Below are 18,155 nucleotides of genomic sequence, written 5' to 3'. Positions count from 1 at the left end.
CCGCATGGAAAGCGAGGCAGTACCCCATGCCCCAGCAGAGCCCCCTCGATGTCCCCGAGGGCGACCCGTTCGGGCCGCACAACCTCCCGTACGGCGTCTTCACCACCGACGGCGACGCCCGCCGCCGCATCGGCGTGCGGATCGGCGGACACGTGCTCGACGCGGGGGCGGCCGCGCAGGCGCTCGGCTCCCCGTACGCCGAACTGCTCGGGCAGTCCTCGCTCAACCCGCTGCTGGCCGCGGGCCGCACCGCCTGGCGCGACGTGCGCCGCGCCCTGACCGCCTGGGTCACCGACCCCGGCCACCGCGTCACCGTCGAGCCGCACGTCCTCCCGCTGGACGCGGTCACCCTGCACCTGCCGTACGAGGTCGCCGACTACGTCGACTTCTACGCCAGCGAACACCACGCCACCAACGTGGGCCGCATGTTCCGCCCCGACGGCGAGCCGCTCACCCCCAACTGGAAGCACCTGCCAATCGGTTACCACGGCCGCTCCGGCACCATCGTCGTCTCCGGCACCGACGTCGTGCGCCCCTCGGGGCAGCGCAAGACGCCCGCCGACGCCGCGCCGGTCTTCGGCCCCTCGGTCAAGCTGGACATCGAGGCCGAGGTCGGCTTCGTCGTCGGCACCCCCTCACAGCTGGGCAGCCCGGTCGCGCTCGGCGACTTCGAGGACCACGTCTTCGGCCTGTTCCTGCTCAACGACTGGTCGGCGCGCGACATCCAGGCCTGGGAGTACGTCCCGCTCGGCCCGTTCCTCGGCAAGTCCTTCGCCACCTCCGTCTCCGCCTGGGTGACCCCGCTGGAGGCCCTGGACGCCGCCCGCACCGCCCCGCCGGCCCGCGACTTCCCGCTGCTGCCCTACCTCGACGACGCCGACGCCGAGCGGCCCGGCGGCTTCGACCTGCACATCACGGTCTCCATCAACGGGGAGGAGGTCGCGCATCCGCCGTTCTCGACGATGTACTGGACCGCCGCCCAGCAGCTCGCCCACATGACCGTCAACGGCGCCTCCCTGCGCACCGGCGACGTCTTCGGCTCCGGCACGGTCAGCGGCCCGGAGGTGGCCCAGCGCGGCTCCCTGCTGGAGCTCACCTGGAACGGCCGCGACGCCATCGAACTGGCCGACGGCAAGCGCACCTTCCTCGAGGACGGCGACACCGTCACCCTCACCGCCTGGGCCCCCGGCCCGCAAGGCACCCGCGTCGGCCTCGGCGAGGTCACGGGCCGCATCACCCCGTCCCGCTGACCGGCTGACCGCCGCCTCCCGCCGACCGCCTCCGGCGGGCGCCCGCGCGCCCGCCGGGGGCGGCGCCGTCCGGTCCGCGGGACGCCACCGTTCCGATCCCTGGGACGCCCGGCACCCGCGCGGTGGCGGATCTCTTTCCTCCGCTTCCTCCGCCCGCGAACCCGCAGGTCGCGGCCGCCGCCGACCAGCCCCGCAGTGGCGCAAATACTGCGGCAACACCACCGGGCGCACGCCGTCGGTATGTTCCCTCGCATGCCGGCCGAACGCACCCGTGAGCACGCCGTACCGGTCGCCGCCGGTGCCGCGCCTGGTCCGCGCGCAGTCGCCGCCGACGCTGGACGACGCCGACCCTGATGTCCGCATCCAGGCCGCCCGGAGCCGCTCGCCCCGCTGATGGCCGACCCGGACGCCGCTGGTGCGGGGCGCGGCGCTGGCCGCCCTGGCCGCCACCGGCTGCCCGCCCCCGTACGCGGCGGCCGCGCCGGCCGACCCGGCCTGGCAGGTCCGCGCGGGCGCGGCGACGGCCCTGCGCGCTGCCGACCCGGCGGGAGCCGTGCCCGCCCGGGCGGCGGCCCTGTCCGACCCGAACGCGGACGTCCGCAAGGCCGCCGTCCTGTCCCTCCTCCCCCACCGCACCCACCCGCCCGCCGCCACGGCCCTGTCCAAGGCCACCGCGGACCCGGACGCGTCCGGCGATACGCTGGACTGACTCGCGAGACTCTCCGCATGGGAGCACCACCGATGAGCGTCGATCCCGAAAAGACCGACCCCGCGTACCGCTGGCCCGTCCCGCCGGCAGGCGGCTGGACCGGTGACGACCTTGACCGGCTTCCCAACCTGCCTCCTCATACGGAGCTGATCGACGGGAGCCTGATCTTCGTGAGTCCGCAGAGCGTCTTCCACGAGCGCGCCATCGACTTCATCAAATGGCAGCTGCAGTCACTGGCACCTGACGACGCGGAGGTCTTCCGGGAATTCACGATCGACATCGACGAGAACAACCGGCCGGAGCCAGACGTGGTCGTGGTCGACGGCGATGTCGTTGGAGATCGAACACAGACGCGTTTTCCCGCGGAGTCCGTCCGCTTGGCCGTCGAAGTCGTCTCCCCCGATTCCGTCGAGCGTGACCGCAGCACCAAGCCGCTCAAGTACGCCCGCGCGAGGATCCCCCACTTCTGGCGGGTCGAGGACAGGGAAGGCCAGGCAGTGGTCTACGTCTACGAGCTCGACCCGGCCACCAAGGCGTACGTGGCCACCGGCATCTTCCACGACCGGCTGAAGGTCTCGGTCCCCTTCCCGGTCGACCTCGACCTCACCGAGATCACCGCGAAGCGCCGGCGCCCCCAGTAGCCGTGCACCGGTACGACCGAGGGCCCGTCCCCTGCTCTCAGGGGGCGGGCCCTCGGCCTCGAACGGTGCGCCGGCTACCGCACGAACGTGCTCGCCTGCCCCGCCAGGTCCAGGAAGTACTGGGGGGCCAGACCCAGGACCAGGGTGACGGCGACACCGACCGCGATCGTCGTCATCGTCAGCGGCGACGGCACCGCCACCGTCGGCCCGTCCGCCTTCGGCTCGCTGAAGAACATCAGGACGATGACCCGGATGTAGAAGAACGCGGCGATCGCGGAGGAGATCACACCCACCACGACCAGCGCGCCCGCACCGCCCTCCGCCGCCGCCTTGAACACGGCGAACTTGCCGGCGAAGCCGGAGGTCAGCGGGATGCCCGCGAAGGCCAGCAGGAACACCGCGAACACGGCCGCCGTCAGCGGAGAACGCCGCCCGAGCCCGGCCCACTTCGACAGGTGCGTCGCCTCGCCGCCCGCGTCGCGCACCAGCGTGACCACCGCGAACGCGCCGATCGTCACGAAGGAGTACGCCCCGAGGTAGAAGAGGACGGACTGGACGCCCTCCGCCGAGGTGGCGATCACACCGGCCAGGATGAAGCCGGCGTGCGCGATCGAGGAGTAGGCCAGCAGCCGCTTGACGTCGGTCTGCGTCACCGCGATGACCGCGCCCGCGAGCATCGTCACGATCGCCACGCCCCACATCACCGGCCGCCAGTCCCACCGCAGCCCCGGCAGGACCACGTACAGCAGCCGCAGCAGCGCGCCGAAGGCCGCGACCTTCGTCGCCGCCGCCATGAAGCCGGTGACGGGGGTTGGGGCGCCCTGGTAGACGTCCGGGGTCCACATGTGGAAGGGGACCGCGCCGACCTTGAACAGCAGGCCCATCAGGACCAGCGCCCCGCCGATCAGCAGCAGGGCGTCGTTGCCCATCGTGTCGGCGAGCGCCGGGTCGACGTTCGCCACCGTGCCGTCGACCACGTCGGCGATCGCCGCGTACGAGACGGAGCCCGCGTAGCCGTAGAGCAGGGCGATCCCGAACAGCAGGAACGCCGAGGAGAAGGCGCCCAGCAGGAAGTACTTCACCGCGGCCTCCTGCGACATCAGCCGCTGGCGGCGGGCGAGGGCGCAGAGCAGGTACAGCGGCAGGGAGAAGACCTCCAGCGCCACGAACAGCGTCAGCAGGTCGTCGGCCGCCGGGAAGACCAGCATGCCGGAGATCGCGAACAGGGCGAGCGGGAAGACCTCGGTGGTGGTGAATCCGGCCTTGACGGCGGCCTTCTCGCTGTCGCTGCCCGGTACGGAGGCCGCCTGGGCGGCGAAGGAGTCGACCCGCTTGCCGTGCGCCCGGGGGTCCAGGCGCCGTTCGGCGAAGGTGAAGACGGCCACGATCGAGGCCAGCAGGATGGTGCCCTGCAGGAAGAGGGCGGGCCCGTCGACGGCGACGGCGCCCATCGCGGCGATGTGCGCCTTGTCCCCCGCGTACCCGCCGGCGGCGAGCCCGACGACCGCCGCGAACGCCGAGGCGAGCGCGGCGACGGCGAGGAACACCTGCACGGAGTAGCGGGACCTGCGCGGGACGAAGGCCTCGACGAGGACCCCGAGGACCGCCGCGCCCACCACGATGAGCGTGGGCGCGAGCTGCGCGTACTCGATGTGCGGGGCGGGGATCCGTTCGGCGGGCGCCTGGGCGGCGAGCGTCGCCCACACCCCCTGGGCAGCAGTTGCGGTGCTCACTTCGCCGCCTCCCCGTTCCTGGCCTCGACAGCCACCTCGGGCTTCGGGTCCTTCTGCTTCACGTCCGACAGGGTGTGCTGCACCGCCGGGTTGACGATGTCGGTCAGCGGCTTGGGGTACACGCCCAGCCCGATCAGCAGCGCGATCAGCGGGGCGACCACGAGGAGCTCGCGCAGGCGCAGGTCCGGCATGGACCGGACCTCCTCCTTCACGGGGCCGGTCATGGTGCGCTGGTAGAGCACCAGCGTGTACAGGGCGGCCAGGACGATGCCGATGGTGGCGATGACACCGATGGCCGGGTACCGGGAGAACGTGCCGACCAGCACCAGGAACTCGCTGACGAACGGCGCGAGGCCGGGCAGCGAGAGGGTGGCGAGGCCGCCGATCAGGAAGGTGCCGGCCAGCACCGGGGCGACCTTCTGCACGCCGCCGTAGTCGGCGATGAGCCGGGAGCCGCGCCGCGAGATCAGGAAGCCGGCCACCAGCATCAGCGCCGCGGTCGACAGGCCGTGGTTGACCATGTAGAGCGTCGCCCCGGACTGCCCCTGGGAGGTCATCGCGAAGATGCCCAGGATGATGAAGCCGAAGTGGGAGATCGAGGCGTACGCGACCAGCCGCTTGATGTCGCGCTGCCCGACCGCGAGCAGCGCGCCGTAGACGATGCTGACCAGGGCCAGGACGAGGATCACCGGGGTGGCCCACCTGCTGGCGTCGGGGAAGAGCCCGAGGCAGAAGCGGAGCATGGCGAAGGTGCCGACCTTGTCGACGACCGCGGTGATCAGCACGGCGACCGGGGCGGTGGCCTCGCCCATCGCGTTCGGCAGCCAGGTGTGCAGCGGCCACAGCGGGGCCTTCACCGCGAAGGCGAAGAAGAAGCCGAGGAACAGCAGCCGCTCGGTGTTGGTCGCCATGTCCAGGGTGCCCGCGGCGCGGGCGGCGGTGATCTCCTGGAGCGAGAAGCTCCCGGCGACCACGTACAGCCCGATGACCGCGGCCAGCATGATCAGGCCGCCGGCCAGGTTGTACAGGAGGAACTTGACCGCCGCGTAGCTGCGCTGCGCGGCCGCGTTCTCGTCCGATCCCGCATGGGCCCGGTCCCCGAAGCCGCCGATGAGGAAGTACATCGGGATGAGCATGGCTTCGAAGAAGATGTAGAAGAGGAAGACGTCGGTGGCCTCGAAGGAGATGACCACCATCGCCTCGACCATGAGGATCAGGGCGAAGAAGCCCTGGGTCGGCCGCCAGCGGCTCGAGCTCGTCTCCAGGGGGTCGGCGTCGTGCCATCCGGCGGCGATGACGAAGGGGATCAGCAGGGCGGTGAGCCCGATCAGCGCCACCCCGATGCCGTCGACCCCGAGTTCGTACCGGACGCCGAAGGCGGGGATCCAGCTGTGGGACTCGGTGAGCTGGTAGCGCGCGCCGCCGGGCTCGAAGCGGACCGCGACGAGCACGGCCAGCGCCAGCGTGGCCAGCGAGACCAGCAGCGCGATCCACTTGGCGGCGGTCCGCCGGGCGGCCGGGACGGCCGCCGTGAGGACCGCGCCGGCCGCGGGGACCGCGGCCGTCACCGTCAACAACGGAAAGGACATACTCACACCGCCCTCATCAGCAGGGTCGCGGCGATCAGGATCGCCGTCCCCCCGAACATCGAGACCGCGTAGCTGCGGGCGTAGCCGTTCTGGACCCTGCGCAGCCGGCCCGACAGGCCGCCGACCGAGGCGGCGGTCCCGTTGACGACCCCGTCGACCAGGCTGTGGTCGACGTACACCAGGGAGCGGGTCAGGTGCTCCCCGCCGCGCACCAGCACGATGTGGTTGAAGTCGTCCTGGAGCAGGTCGCGGCGGGCTGCCCGGGTGAGCAGGCTGCCGCGCGGGGCGGTGACCGGCACCGGCCGGCGCCCGTACATGGCCCAGGCGATCGCGACGCCGATGACGAGGCAGACCATCGTCGCGAGGGTCACCGTCAGGGCGCTGACCGGCGGGTTCCCGTGCTCGTAGCCGGTGACGGGCTCCAGCCACTTCAGGAAGCGTTCGCCGACGGAGAAGAAGCCGCCGGCGAAGACCGAGCCGAAGGCCAGCAGGATCATCGGGACCGTCATGGACTTCGGCGACTCGTGCGGGTGGGGCAGCTCGCCGGCGTGGTGCTCGGCGGCCGGTTCGGCGCTGGGCACCGCGTCCGCGTCGGGGGCGGGCTGCCAGCGCTTCTCGCCGAAGAAGGTCATCAGCATGACCCGGGTCATGTAGAAGGCGGTGATGGCCGCGCCGAGGAGGGCCGCGCCGCCGAGGATCCAGCCCTCGGTGCCGCCCTTGGCGAAGGCCGCCTCGATGATCTTGTCCTTGGAGAAGAAGCCGGACAGGCCGGGGAAGCCGATGATGGCGAGGTAGCCGAGTCCGAAGGTGACGAAGGTGATCGGCATGTACGAGCGCAGGCCGCCGTACTTGCGCATGTCGACCTCGTCGTTCATGCCGTGCATCACGGAGCCGGCGCCGAGGAAGAGGCCCGCCTTGAAGAAGCCGTGCGTCACCAGGTGCATGATCGCGAAGACGTAGCCGATGGGGCCGAGGCCGGCGGCGAGGACCATGTAGCCGATCTGCGACATCGTCGACCCGGCGAGGGCCTTCTTGATGTCGTCCTTCGCGCAACCGACGATCGCACCGAAGAGCAGGGTGACCGCGCCGACGACGGTGACGACGAGCTGCGCGTCCGGCGCCCCGTTGAAGACCGCCCCCGAGCGGACGATCAGGTAGACGCCGGCGGTGACCATGGTCGCGGCGTGGATGAGGGCCGAGACGGGGGTCGGGCCCTCCATCGCGTCGCCGAGCCAGGACTGCAGCGGTACCTGCGCCGACTTGCCGCAGGCGGCGAGCAGCAGCATCAGCGCGATCGCCGTCAGCGTGCCCTCGGAGGTCTTCCCCACCGAGGCCAGCACGGGCCCGAAGGCGAAGGTCCCGAACGTGGTGAACATGACCATGATCGCGATGGACAGGCCCATGTCGCCGACCCGGTTGACCAGGAAGGCCTTCTTCGCGGCGGTCGCCGCGCTGGGCTTGTGCTGCCAGAAGCCGATGAGCAGGTACGAGGCCAGGCCCACGCCCTCCCAGCCGACGTACAGCAGCAGGTAGTTGTCGGCGAGGACCAGCAGCAGCATCGCCGCGAGGAAGAGGTTCAGGTAGCCGAAGAAGCGGCGGCGGCGCTCGTCGTGCTCCATGTACCCGATCGAGTACACGTGGATGAGCGTGCCCACCCCGGAGATCAGCAGGACGAACGTCATCGACAGCTGGTCCAGCTGGAAGGCGACGTCGGCCTGGAAGCCCTCGACCGGGATCCAGCTGTACAGGTGCTGGTGCAGGGTCCGCTCCTCGGCGCCGCGCCCCAGCATGTCCGCGAACAGGGCGACGCCGATGCCGAAGGAGACGGCGGCGAGCACGGTGCCGATCCAGTGGCCGGCCCCGTCGAGGCGGCGGCCGCCGCACAGCAGCACCGCCGCTCCGAGCAGGGGCGCCGCCACCAGCAGCGCAATCAGATTCTCCACTGTGTACGCCCCTTACAGCTTCATCAGGCTGGCGTCGTCGACCGAGGCCGAGTGGCGGGTACGGAACAGCGACACGATGATCGCGAGGCCCACCACGACCTCCGCGGCGGCGACGACCATCGTGAAGAAGGCGATGATCTGGCCGTCGAGGTTGCCGTGCATCCGGGAGAACGCCACGAACGCGAGGTTGCAGGCGTTGAGCATCAGCTCCACGCACATGAACAGCACGATGGTGTTGCGCCGGATCAGCACGCCCGCAGCCCCGATGGTGAACAGCAGGGCCGCCAGGTACAGGTAGTTGACCGGGTTCACTTCGAGGCCTCCTCACGGCCGAGGCGCTCCGCCGACCGCCGCTCCAGGGCCTTCAGGTCCTTCAGCGCCTCGGTCGAGACGTCGCGGACCTGGCCGCGGGAGCGCAGCGTGTTGCTGACGGTCAGCTCGGACGGGGTGCCGTCCGGCAGCAGGCCGGGGACGTCCACCGCGTTGTGCCGGGCGTACACGCCGGGCGCGGGCAGCGGCGGGAGCTGGACCCCCTCGCGGACGCGCCGCTCGGCGAGCTCGCGCTGGGTGGCGGCCCGCTCGGTGCGCTCGCGGTGGGTCAGCACCATCGCGCCGACGGCGGCGGTGATCAGCAGCGCGCCGGTGATCTCGAAGGCGAAGACGTACTTGGTGAAGATCAGCTCGGCGAGGCCCTCCACGTGCCCGGCGGAGTTGACCCGCCCCAGCCCGTTGAAGTGCTTCAGCGAGGCGTTGCCGATGCCGGCGATCAGCAGGACGCCGAAGCCGAGCCCGCACAGGACGGCCAGCCAGCGCTGGCCCTTGATGGTCTCCTTCAGCGAGTCGGCGGCGGTGACGCCGACGAGCATGACCACGAAGAGGAACAGCATCATGATCGCGCCGGTGTAGACGATCACCTGGACCACGCCCAGGAAGTACGCCCCGTTGGCGAGGTAGAACACCGCCAGGACGATCATGGTCCCGGCGAGGCTGAGGGCGCTGTGCACGGCCTTCTTCATCAGGATCGTGGCCAGCGCGCCGATCACGGCGACCGTGCCCAGGATCCAGAACTGCACCGCCTCGCCCGTGGAGGTGAGGGTGGCCGCGCCCGCGGCGATCGCGCTCACGCCCCCACCCCCTCGGCCTTGTCCTTCTCCGCCGGGACCTCGCCCTTGGACACCGCCGCCTGCCGCTCGGTACCCGGCGCCGCGCCCGTCACCAGGCCCCGGTAGTAGTCCTGCTCGTCCGTGCCCGGGTACATCGCGTGGGGGGGCTCGACCATGCCCTCGGTCAGCCCGGCGAGCAGCTGCTCCTTGGTGTAGATGAGCGACTCGCGGCTGGAGTCGGCCAGTTCGAACTCGTTCGTCATCGTCAGCGCCCGCGTCGGGCACGCCTCGATGCACAGCCCGCACAGGATGCAGCGGGCGTAGTTGATCTGGTAGACGCGGCCGTAGCGCTCCCCCGGGGAGTAGCGCTCCTCGTCGGTGTTGTCCGCGCCCTCCACGTAGATGGCGTCCGCGGGGCAGGCCCAGGCGCACAGCTCGCACCCGATGCACTTCTCCAGACCGTCCGGGTGCCGGTTGAGCTGGTGCCGTCCGTGGAAGCGCGGCGCGGTGGTCTTCTGCTGCTCCGGGTACTGCTCGGTGAGGCGCTTCTTGAACATGGCCTTGAAGGTCACGCCGAAGCCGGCCACCGGGTTCTGCCACTTCTCGTCAGACACGTCTCAACCCTCCTCTCGGTCGTTGTCGCCGTTCGCGCCGCCGCTGGCCAGCAGCTCCCGCTCCGCGCGGGGCCGCCTGCGCGGTACGGGTTCCGGCCGCTGGCCGGGCTTGGGCGGTACGGGGAACCCGCCCGCGAACGGGTCGAAGGGCTCGGCCGCGGCGGTCGCCCCGGCCTCCTCGGCGGCGGTCTTCTCCCGCCGGTCGCGGAAGAAGTCGGCGACGAAGGACAGCAGCAGGACCGCCACGACGCCGCCGCCGACGTACAGGACGATCTCGCTGAAGTCGTAGCGCTCGTTGCGCAGCGCCCGCACGGTCGCCACCAGCATCAGCCACAGCACCGAGACCGGGATCAGGACCTTCCAGCCGAGCTTCATCAGCTGGTCGTAGCGGACGCGCGGCAGCGTGCCGCGCAGCCAGATGAAGAAGAACAGCAGCAGCTGGACCTTGACGGTGAACCAGAGCAGCGGCCACCAGCCGTGGTTGGCGCCCTCCCAGTACGTCGAGATCGGCGCGGGGGCCCGCCAGCCGCCGAGGAAGAGGGTGACCGACACCGCCGAGACGGTGACCATGTTGACGTACTCCGCCAGCATGAACATCGCGAACTTGATCGACGAGTACTCGGTGTTGAAGCCGCCGACCAGGTCGCCCTCGGACTCCGGCATGTCGAAGGGGGCGCGGTTCGTCTCCCCGACCATCGTCACCACGTAGATCAGGAACGACACCGGCAGCAGCACGATGTACCAGCGGTCGGCCTGCGCCTCCACGATCGCCGAGGTCGACATCGACCCGGAGTAGAGGAAGACCGAGGCGAACGCCGCGCCCATCGCGATCTCGTAGCTGATCATCTGCGCGCAGGAGCGCAGGCCGCCCAGCAGCGGGTACGTCGACCCCGAGGACCAGCCCGCGAGCACGATCCCGTAGATCCCCACCGAGGCCACCGCGAGGATGTACAGCATCGCGATCGGCAGGTCCGTCAGCTGCATCGCGGTGCGCTGCCCGAAGATCGACACCTCGTTGCCGGCCGGCCCGAACGGGATCACCGCGATCGCCATGAACGCGGGGATCGCCGCGACGATGGGGGCGAGCACGTAGACGACCTTGTCGGCGCGCTTGACGATGATGTCTTCCTTGAGCATCAGCTTCACGCCGTCGGCGAGCGACTGCAGCATGCCCCAGGGGCCGTGCCGGTTCGGGCCGATGCGCAGCTGCATCCAGGCGACGACCTTGCGCTCCCACACGATGGAGAAGAGCACGGTCACCATCAGGAAGGCGAAGCAGAACACCGCCTTCACCACGACCAGCCACCAGGGGTCCGTCCCGAAGAGGGACAGGTCCTCGGCAGCGAGCTGTACCGCGTTCACGCGCCCACCTCCGCAGTGGTGCCGCCTGCGCCGGCCCGGGTCGCCGGACCGATCCGTACGAGGGTGCCCGGGAGGGCGCCGGTGTCGGCCCGCACGCCGGAACCGGTGGAGTTCAAGGGGAGCCAGACGACCCGGTCCGGCATCGCGGTGATCCGCAGCGGCAGCTCCACGCTGCCGGCCGGGCCGGACACGGCGAGGAGGTCGCCGTCCTTGACGCCCGTCTCGGCGGCGGTGGCGGCCGACAGCCGGGCCGCGGCCTCGTGCCGGGTGCCCGCCAGGGCCTCGTCGCCCTCCTGGAGCAGGCCGAGGTCCAGCAGCAGGCGGTGGCCCGCGAGGACCGCCTCGCCCGCTCCGGGGCGGGGCAGCGGCGCGGTCGGCGCCGACTGTTCGGCGGCCCGCTCCCCGGCCCACGGGCCGAGCCGGTCGATCTCCCGGCGGACGGCGTGCACGTCGGGCAGGCCCAGCGGCCGGTCGGCGGCGTCCGCCAGCATGTGCAGCACGCGGGCGTCGGCCGGGGCGAGCGGGCGCGTCATCTGGTCGGGCTTGAGCGCGGCCTCGAACGGCCGGACGCGGCCCTCCCAGTTGACGAACGTGCCCGCCTTCTCGGCGACCGCCGCGACCGGGAACACCACGTCGGCGTGGTCGGTGACCCCGCCGGGCCGCAGCTCCAGGCTGACGACGAAGGCCTCCTCCAGGGCCACCCGCGCCCGCTCCGGGTCCGGCAGGTCGGCGACCTCCACGCCCGCGACCAGCAGCGCGGTCAGCTCGCCGGAGGCCGCCGCCTCCACGATCTGGCCGGTGTCGCGGCCGTAGCGGTGCGGCAGCTCCTCCAGCCCCCAGGCGGCCGCGACCTCGTCGCGCGCCCGCGGGTCGGTGGCCGGGCGCGCCCCGGGCAGCAGCGACGGCAGCGCGCCCGCCTCGATCGCGGCCCGCTCCCCGGCCCGCCGCGGGATCCACACCAGCCGGGCCCCGGTCGCGGCGGCCGCCCGTACGGCCGCGGTCAGCCCGCCGGGCACCCCGGCCAGGCGCTCGCCGACCACGAGGACCGCGCCGGGTGCGCGCAGCGCCTCGGCGGCCGCCTCGCCGCCCGCCTCCAGGCCGGTCCGCGAGGCCAGCGCGTCCAGCCACTCCGGCTCGGTGCCCGGGGCGGCGGCCAGCAGGGTGCCGCCCGCCTTCTCCAGGCCGCGGGTGGCGAACGGGGCGAGGGCGAAGGTGCGCTGCCCCCGTTTGCGGAAGGCCTTGCGCAGCCGCAGGAAGACCCCGGGGGCCTCCTCCTCCGCCTCGATGCCGACGAGCAGCACCGCCGGGGCCGCCTCCAGCTCCCGGTACGTGACGCCGCCGCCCGCGAGGTCGGTCCCCGTGCCCGCCACGGTCGCGGCGAGGAACTCGGCCTCCTCCGCGCTGTGCACCCGGGCCCGGAAGTCGATGTCGTTGGTGTCCAGGACGACCCGGGCGAACTTGGCGTACGCGTAGGCGTCCTCGACGGTGAGCCGGCCCCCGGTCAGGACTCCGGCCCGGCCGCGCGCGGCCGCGAGCCCCGCGGCCGCCGCCTCCAGCGCCTCGGGCCAGCTCGCCGGCTCCAGGACGCCCGCGGCGCTGCGGACCAGCGGGGTCGTCAGCCGGTCGGGGCGCTGCGCGTAGCGGAACGCGAAGCGGCCCTTGTCGCAGATCCACTCCTCGTTGACCTCGGGGTCCTCCGCGGCCATCCGGCGCAGCACCTTGCCGCGGCGGTGGTCGGTGCGGGTCGCGCAGCCGCCCGAGCAGTGCTCGCACACGCTCGGGGAGGAGACGAGGTCGAAGGGGCGGGAGCGGAAGCGGTACGCGGCCGAGGTGAGGGCGCCGACCGGGCAGATCTGGATGGTGTTGCCGGAGAAGTACGACTCGAAGGGGTCGCCCTCGCCGGTGCCGACCTGCTGCAGCGCGCCGCGCTCCAGCAGCTCGATCATCGGGTCGCCGGCGACCTGCGTGGAGAAGCGGGTGCAGCGCGCGCACAGCACGCACCGCTCGCGGTCCAGCAGCACCTGCGTGGAGATCGGCACCGGCTTCTCGTAGGTGCGCTTCTTCCCCTCGAACCGGGAGTCGGCGTTGCCGTGCGACATGGCCTGGTTCTGCAGGGGGCACTCGCCGCCCTTGTCGCAGACCGGGCAGTCCAGCGGATGGTTGATCAACAGCAGCTCCATCACGCCGCGCTGGGACTTCTCGGCGACCTCGGAGGTGAGCTGCGTCCTGACGACCATGCCGTCGGTGCAGGTGATGGTGCAGGAGGCCATCGGCTTGCGCTGGCCCTCGACCTCGACGATGCACTGGCGGCAGGCGCCGACCGGGTCGAGGAGCGGGTGGTCGCAGAACCGGGGGATCTCGATGCCGATCTGCTCGGCGGCCCGGATGACGAGGGTTCCCTTGGGGACCGACAGCTCGATGCCGTCGACGGTCAGGGAGACCGTGTCCTCGGGCGGCTTCGCGGCCGCTCCGCCACCGCCGGTCGCGTTCGTGGTGACGGTCATGCGTTCACCTCCGTGTCAGCCCAGAGGGTCGACTTCCTGGGGTCGAAGGGGCAGCCCCTGCCCGTGATGTGCTGCTCGTACTCCTCGCGGAAGTACTTCAGCGAGGAGAAGATCGGGCTGGCGGCGCCGTCGCCGAGCGCGCAGAACGACTTGCCGTTGATGTTGTCGGCGATGTCGTTCAGCTTGTCGAGGTCGGACATGACGCCCTTGCCGGCCTCGATGTCGCGCAGCAGCTGCACCAGCCAGTACGTGCCCTCGCGGCAGGGGGTGCACTTGCCGCAGGACTCGTGGGCGTAGAACTCGGTCCACCGGGTGACGGCCCGCACCACGCAGGTGGTCTCGTCGAAGCACTGAAGGGCCTTGGTGCCGAGCATGGAGCCGGCCGCGCCGACGCCCTCGTAGTCGAGCGGCACGTCGAGGTGCTCGGCGGTGAACATCGGGGTGGAGGAGCCGCCCGGGGTCCAGAACTTCAGCCTGTGCCCGGGGCGCATCCCGCCGCTCATGTCGAGGAGCTGGCGCAGGGTGATGCCGAGCGGGGCCTCGTACTGGCCGGGGCCGGCGACGTGCCCGGAGAGGGAGTACAGGGTGAAGCCGGGGGACTTCTCCGTCCCCATCGACTTGAACCAGTCCTTGCCCTTGTTCAGGATCGCGGGAACCGACGCGATGGACTCGACGTTGTTCACCACGGTGGGGCAGGCGTAGAGCCCCTCGACGGCGGGGAAGGGGGGGCGCAGCCGGGGCTGACCGCGCCGGCCTTCGAGGGAGTCGAGGAGGGCCGTCTCCTCGCCGCAGATGTAGGCGCCCGCGCCCGCGTGCACGGTGATGTCGAGCTTCAGGCCGCTGCCGAGGACGTCCTCGCCGAGGTAGCCGGCCTCGTACGCCTCGCGCACCGCCTCGTGCAGGCGGCGCAGCACCGGCACGACCTCGCCGCGCAGGTAGATGAAGGCGTGCTCCGAGCGGATCGCGTAGCAGGCGATGATCATCCCCTCGATGAGGGAGTGCGGGTTGGCGAAGAGGAGGGGGATGTCCTTGCAGGTCCCCGGCTCCGACTCGTCCGCGTTCACGACGAGGTAGTGCGGCTTGCCGTCGCCCTGCGGGATGAACTGCCACTTCATCCCGGTGGGGAAGCCCGCGCCGCCGCGGCCGCGCAGGCCCGAGTCCTTCACGTAGGCGATGACCTCGTCCGGGGTCATCGCGAGCGCCTTGCGCAGCCCCTCGTACCCCTCGTGGCGCCGGTAGGTCTCCAGCGTCCAGGACCGGGGCTCGTCCCAGAACGCCGACAGCACCGGTGCCAGCAGCTTCTCCGGGCTGGTGCCGTTCTCGTGCGTGGCAGCAGTCACCGACATCACTCCCCCTCCTCGCCGCTCGCCTCGGCGCGCGGGTGCACGACCTTGCCGTGGTGCGCGGACTCGCCGCGGGCGATGCGCAGTCCGATCAGGGAGGCGGGGCCGGCGCCTCCGCTCTCCTCGACCGCGCCCTCGCGCTCGTCGGGGAAGCCCGCCAGGATCCGCGCGGTCTCCTTGTACGTGCACAGCCGGGCGCCCCGGGTCGGCGCCACGGGCCGGTCGGCGCGCAGGTCGTCGACGAGGGCCTTGGCGGAGGCGGGGGTCTGGTTGTCGAAGAACTCCCAGTTGACCATCACCACGGGCGCGTAGTCGCAGGCCGCGTTGCACTCGATGTGCTCGAGGGTGACCTTGCCGTCGGCGGTGGTGCCGTTGTTGTCGACGCCGAGGTGCTCCTTGAGCTCCTCGAAGATGGCGTCGCCGCCCATGACCGCGCACAGGGTGTTGGTGCAGACGCCGACCTGGTAGTCGCCCGAGGGCCGGCGCCGGTACATCGTGTAGAAGGTGGCGACGGCGGTGACCTCGGCGGTGGTCAGGCCCAGCACCTCGGCGCAGAACCGGATGCCGGTGCGCGAGACGTAGCCCTCCTCGGACTGGGTCAGGTGCAGCAGCGGCAGGAGCGCGGAGCGGCTGTCGGGGTAGCGGGCGATGACCTCCTGCGCGTCCGCTTCGAGCCGGGCGCGGACGTCCGCCGGGTAGTCCGGGGCCGGGAGCTGCGGCATGCCGAGCGAGATCTCTGTCATCGGTCGACGCCTCCCATCACGGGGTCGATGGAGGCGACGGCGACGATGACGTCGGCGACCTGGCCGCCCTCGCACATCGCGGCCATGGCCTGGAGGTTGGTGAAGGACGGGTCGCGGAAGTGGACCCGGTAGGGGCGGGTGCCGCCGTCGGAGACGACGTGGACGCCGAGCTCGCCCTTGGGGGACTCCACGGCCGCGTACGCCTGCCCGGCCGGCACCCGGAAGCCCTCGGTCACCAGCTTGAAGTGGTGGATGAGGGCCTCCATGGAGGTGCCCATGATGTTCTTGATGTGGTCGAGCGAATTGCCGAGGCCGTCGGGGCCCATCGCGAGCTGCGCCGGCCAGGCGATCTTCTTGTCGGCGACCATGACCGGCCCGGGCTCCAGGCGGTCCAGGCACTGCTCGATGATCCGCAGGGACTGGCGCATCTCCTCCAGGCGGATCAGGAACCGCCCGTAGGAGTCGCAGGTCTCCGTGGTCGGCACGTCGAACTCGTAGGTCTCGTAGCCGCAGTACGGGTCGGACTTGCGCAGGTCGTGGGGCAGGCCGGCCGAGCGCAGGATGGGGCCGGTGGCGCCGAGGGCCATGCACCCGGCGAGGTCGAGGTAGCCGACGTCCTGCATGCGGGCCTTGAAGATGGGGTTGCCGGTGGCGAGCTTGTCGTACTCGGGCAGGTTCTTCTTCATGGTCTTGAGGAAGTCGCGCAGCTGGTCCACGGCACCGGGGGGCAGGTCCTGCGCGAGGCCGCCGGGGCGGACGAACGCGTGGTTCATGCGCAGGCCGGTGATCAGCTCGTAGATGTCGAGGATCATCTCGCGGTCGCGGAAGCCGTAGATCATGATCGTGGTGGCGCCCAGCTCCATGCCGCCGGTGGCGATGCACACCAGGTGGGAGGAGAGCCGGTTGAGCTCCATCAGCAGGACGCGGATGACGGTGGCCCGGTCGGGGATCTGGTCGGTGATCCCGAGGAGCTTCTCGACGCCGAGGCAGTACGCCGTCTCGTTGAAGAACGGCGTGAGGTAGTCCATGCGCGTGACGAAGGTGGTGCCCTGCGTCCAGTTCCGGAATTCGAGGTTCTTCTCGATGCCGGTGTGGAGGTAGCCGATGCCGCAGCGGGCCTCGGTGACGGTCTCGCCGTCGATCTCCAGGATCAGGCGGAGCACCCCGTGGGTGGACGGGTGCTGCGGACCCATGTTGACGACGATGCGCTCGTCGTCCGCCCTGGCCGCCGAGCGGACGATCTCGTCCCAGTCGCCGCCGGTGACGGTGTAGACGGTGCCCTCGGTCGTCTCGCGCGACTCTGCGTGGTGTGACGTGGACATCAGCTGTACGACCTCCGCTGGTCGGGAGCCGGGATCTGGGCGCCCTTGTACTCGATGGGGATGCCGCCGAGCGGGTAGTCCTTGCGCTGCGGGAAGCCCTGCCAGTCGTCCGGCATCATGATCCGGGTGAGGGCCGGGTGCCCGTCGAAGACCAGGCCGAAGAAGTCGTACGTCTCGCGCTCGTGCCAGTCGTTGGTCGGGTAGACCGAGACGAGCGACGGGATGTGCGGGTCGCTGTCCGGGGCGGAGACCTCCAGGCGGACGATCCGGCCGTGGGTGAGCGAGCGCAGGTGGTAGACGGCGTGCAGCTCGCGGCCCTTGTCCTCGGGGAAGTGGACGCCGCTGACGCCGGTGCACAGCTCGAAGCGCAGGGCGGGGTCGTCGCGCAGGGTGCGGGCCACGCGGACGAGGTGCTCGCGGGCGATGTGGAAGGTGAGCTCGCCGCGGTCGACGACGGTCTTCTCGATCGCGTTCTGCGGCAGCAGGTCCTGCTCCTCCAGCGCGCCCTCGAGTTCGTCGGCGACCTCGTCGAAGTACGAGCCGTACGGGCGGGGGCTGGCGCCGGGGAGGGCGACGGTGCGCACGAGGCCGCCGTAGCCGCTGGTGTCGCCGCCGCTGCGGGCGCCGAACATGCCCTTGCGGACGCCGATGACCTCGGGGCCGGCGCCGGTGTCGCGGGGGGCAGGAACGTTGTTCCCGGTTCCGTTGCCGTGGCCGTGGTTCGGGGTGGTCTCGCTCACCGGAGCAGCCCCTTCATCTCGATGGTGGGCAGGGCCTTGAGGGCCGCCGCCTCCGCCTCGCGGGCCGCCTCTTCCCGGTTCACGCCGAGCTTGGAGGACTGGATCTTCTGGTGGAGCTTGAGGATCGCGTCCATCAGCATCTCGGGGCGGGGCGGGCAGCCGGGGAGGTAGATGTCCACCGGGACGATGTGGTCGACGCCCTGCACGATGGCGTAGTTGTTGAACATTCCGCCCGACGATGCGCAGACCCCCATGGAGATGACCCATTTGGGAGCGGGCATCTGGTCGTACACCTGCCGCAGCACCGGCGCCATCTTCTGGCTGACCCGGCCGGCCACGATCATCAGGTCGGCCTGGCGCGGCGAGCCGCGGAAGACCTCCATGCCGAAGCGGGCCAGGTCGTACCGGCCGGCGCCGGTGGTCATCATCTCGATCGCGCAGCAGGCCAGGCCGAAGGTCGCGGGGAAGACGGATGCCTTGCGCACCCAGCCCGCGGCCTGTTCGACGGTGGTCAGCAGGAAGCCGCTCGGCAGCTTTTCTTCCAGTCCCATGGGAATTC

The 18,155-nt window shown here is 71.4% G+C and carries 15 protein-coding genes and 1 pseudogene; 3 read left to right on the top strand and 13 right to left on the bottom strand.

Annotated features, from left to right (window positions below):
• Positions 1–26: 26 nt before the first annotated feature.
• From fahA to AB0953_RS06850, 3 genes and pseudogenes are all read left to right on the top strand, one after another.
• Entirely contained in the window at positions 27–1,250 is a 1,224-nt protein-coding gene (gene fahA, locus AB0953_RS06860) for a fumarylacetoacetase (protein ID WP_366858356.1), read from the top strand.
• A gap of 399 nt (positions 1,251–1,649) precedes the next feature.
• Positions 1,650–1,959, top strand: a pseudogene (locus AB0953_RS06855) (HEAT repeat domain-containing protein); the annotation flags it as partial.
• 32 nt (positions 1,960–1,991) lie between these two features.
• Positions 1,992–2,600, top strand: coding sequence for a Uma2 family endonuclease (locus tag AB0953_RS06850; RefSeq protein ID WP_366858355.1), 609 nt, complete (start codon positions 1,992–1,994; stop codon positions 2,598–2,600).
• 74 nt (positions 2,601–2,674) lie between these two features.
• Here the strand turns inward: AB0953_RS06850 and nuoN are convergent, their stop codons facing one another.
• Genes nuoN through AB0953_RS06785 form a run of 13 tightly spaced genes read right to left on the bottom strand, consistent with a single transcriptional unit; the run spans position 2,675 to position 18,147 of the window.
• The gene (nuoN, locus tag AB0953_RS06845; protein ID WP_366858354.1) at positions 2,675–4,333 is read right to left on the bottom strand and encodes an NADH-quinone oxidoreductase subunit NuoN; all 1,659 of its coding nucleotides are present in this window, start codon (positions 4,331–4,333) and stop codon (positions 2,675–2,677) included.
• Positions 4,330–5,922 (bottom strand): NADH-quinone oxidoreductase subunit M, encoded by a 1,593-nt coding sequence (locus tag AB0953_RS06840; RefSeq protein WP_366858604.1) that lies wholly within the window; start codon positions 5,920–5,922, stop codon positions 4,330–4,332. Before AB0953_RS06840 ends, nuoN begins: the two co-directional genes overlap by 4 nt.
• A gap of 2 nt (positions 5,923–5,924) precedes the next feature.
• Positions 5,925–7,865 (bottom strand): NADH-quinone oxidoreductase subunit L, encoded by a 1,941-nt coding sequence (nuoL, locus tag AB0953_RS06835; protein ID WP_366858353.1) that lies wholly within the window; start codon positions 7,863–7,865, stop codon positions 5,925–5,927.
• A gap of 12 nt (positions 7,866–7,877) precedes the next feature.
• Positions 7,878–8,177 (bottom strand): NADH-quinone oxidoreductase subunit NuoK, encoded by a 300-nt coding sequence (nuoK, locus tag AB0953_RS06830; RefSeq protein WP_189807950.1) that lies wholly within the window; start codon positions 8,175–8,177, stop codon positions 7,878–7,880.
• Entirely contained in the window at positions 8,174–8,989 is an 816-nt protein-coding gene (locus AB0953_RS06825) for an NADH-quinone oxidoreductase subunit J (protein WP_366858352.1), read from the bottom strand. The genes nuoK and AB0953_RS06825 overlap by 4 nt, the downstream gene beginning before the upstream one ends.
• A complete protein-coding gene (gene nuoI / locus AB0953_RS06820) occupies positions 8,986–9,582 on the bottom strand; it encodes an NADH-quinone oxidoreductase subunit NuoI (RefSeq protein WP_366858351.1) in 597 nt (198 codons plus the stop codon). Before nuoI ends, AB0953_RS06825 begins: the two co-directional genes overlap by 4 nt.
• A gap of 3 nt (positions 9,583–9,585) precedes the next feature.
• Positions 9,586–10,944: an NADH-quinone oxidoreductase subunit NuoH gene (gene nuoH, locus AB0953_RS06815; protein ID WP_366858350.1), complete on the bottom strand. Its 1,359-nt coding sequence runs from the start codon at positions 10,942–10,944 to the stop codon at positions 9,586–9,588.
• A complete protein-coding gene (locus AB0953_RS06810; RefSeq protein WP_366858349.1) occupies positions 10,941–13,448 on the bottom strand; it encodes an NADH-quinone oxidoreductase subunit G in 2,508 nt (835 codons plus the stop codon). Before AB0953_RS06810 ends, nuoH begins: the two co-directional genes overlap by 4 nt.
• Positions 13,445–14,794, bottom strand: coding sequence for an NADH-quinone oxidoreductase subunit NuoF (gene nuoF, locus AB0953_RS06805; protein ID WP_366858348.1), 1,350 nt, complete (start codon positions 14,792–14,794; stop codon positions 13,445–13,447). Before nuoF ends, AB0953_RS06810 begins: the two co-directional genes overlap by 4 nt.
• Complete coding sequence (gene nuoE, locus AB0953_RS06800; RefSeq protein ID WP_366858347.1) at positions 14,794–15,534, bottom strand: NADH-quinone oxidoreductase subunit NuoE; 741 nt, start codon at positions 15,532–15,534, stop codon at positions 14,794–14,796. Before nuoE ends, nuoF begins: the two co-directional genes overlap by 1 nt.
• Positions 15,531–16,856 (bottom strand): NADH-quinone oxidoreductase subunit D, encoded by a 1,326-nt coding sequence (locus AB0953_RS06795; RefSeq protein ID WP_366858346.1) that lies wholly within the window; start codon positions 16,854–16,856, stop codon positions 15,531–15,533. Before AB0953_RS06795 ends, nuoE begins: the two co-directional genes overlap by 4 nt.
• Positions 16,856–17,596: an NADH-quinone oxidoreductase subunit C gene (locus AB0953_RS06790; RefSeq protein WP_366858345.1), complete on the bottom strand. Its 741-nt coding sequence runs from the start codon at positions 17,594–17,596 to the stop codon at positions 16,856–16,858. The genes AB0953_RS06795 and AB0953_RS06790 overlap by 1 nt, the downstream gene beginning before the upstream one ends.
• Positions 17,593–18,147: an NADH-quinone oxidoreductase subunit B family protein gene (locus AB0953_RS06785; protein ID WP_365509732.1), complete on the bottom strand. Its 555-nt coding sequence runs from the start codon at positions 18,145–18,147 to the stop codon at positions 17,593–17,595. The genes AB0953_RS06790 and AB0953_RS06785 overlap by 4 nt, the downstream gene beginning before the upstream one ends.
• Between the last annotated feature and the right edge of the window lie 8 nt (positions 18,148–18,155).

This window comes from Streptomyces sp. NPDC046866 (assembly GCF_040704625.1).
Taxonomy (GTDB): Bacteria; Actinomycetota; Actinomycetes; order Streptomycetales; family Streptomycetaceae; genus Streptomyces.
Note: the sequence above shows the minus strand (reverse complement) of the source record. Positions and strands in the feature narration are given on the sequence as shown.

Bases quoted from the DNA above. Each gene is read 5' to 3' on its own strand.
- fahA (WP_366858356.1), top strand. From the start codon at position 27: ATGCCCCAGCAGAGCCCCCTCGATGTCCCCGAGGGCGACCCGTTCGGG.
- AB0953_RS06850 (WP_366858355.1), top strand. From the start codon at position 1,992: ATGAGCGTCGATCCCGAAAAGACCGACCCCGCGTACCGCTGGCCCGTC.
- AB0953_RS06840 (WP_366858604.1), bottom strand. From the start codon at position 5,922: ATGTCCTTTCCGTTGTTGACGGTGACGGCCGCGGTCCCCGCGGCCGGC.
- AB0953_RS06810 (WP_366858349.1), bottom strand. From the start codon at position 13,448: ATGACCGTCACCACGAACGCGACCGGCGGTGGCGGAGCGGCCGCGAAG.
- nuoF (WP_366858348.1), bottom strand. From the start codon at position 14,794: ATGTCGGTGACTGCTGCCACGCACGAGAACGGCACCAGCCCGGAGAAG.
- nuoE (WP_366858347.1), bottom strand. From the start codon at position 15,534: ATGACAGAGATCTCGCTCGGCATGCCGCAGCTCCCGGCCCCGGACTAC.
- AB0953_RS06795 (WP_366858346.1), bottom strand. From the start codon at position 16,856: ATGTCCACGTCACACCACGCAGAGTCGCGCGAGACGACCGAGGGCACC.
- AB0953_RS06785 (WP_365509732.1), bottom strand. From the start codon at position 18,147: ATGGGACTGGAAGAAAAGCTGCCGAGCGGCTTCCTGCTGACCACCGTC.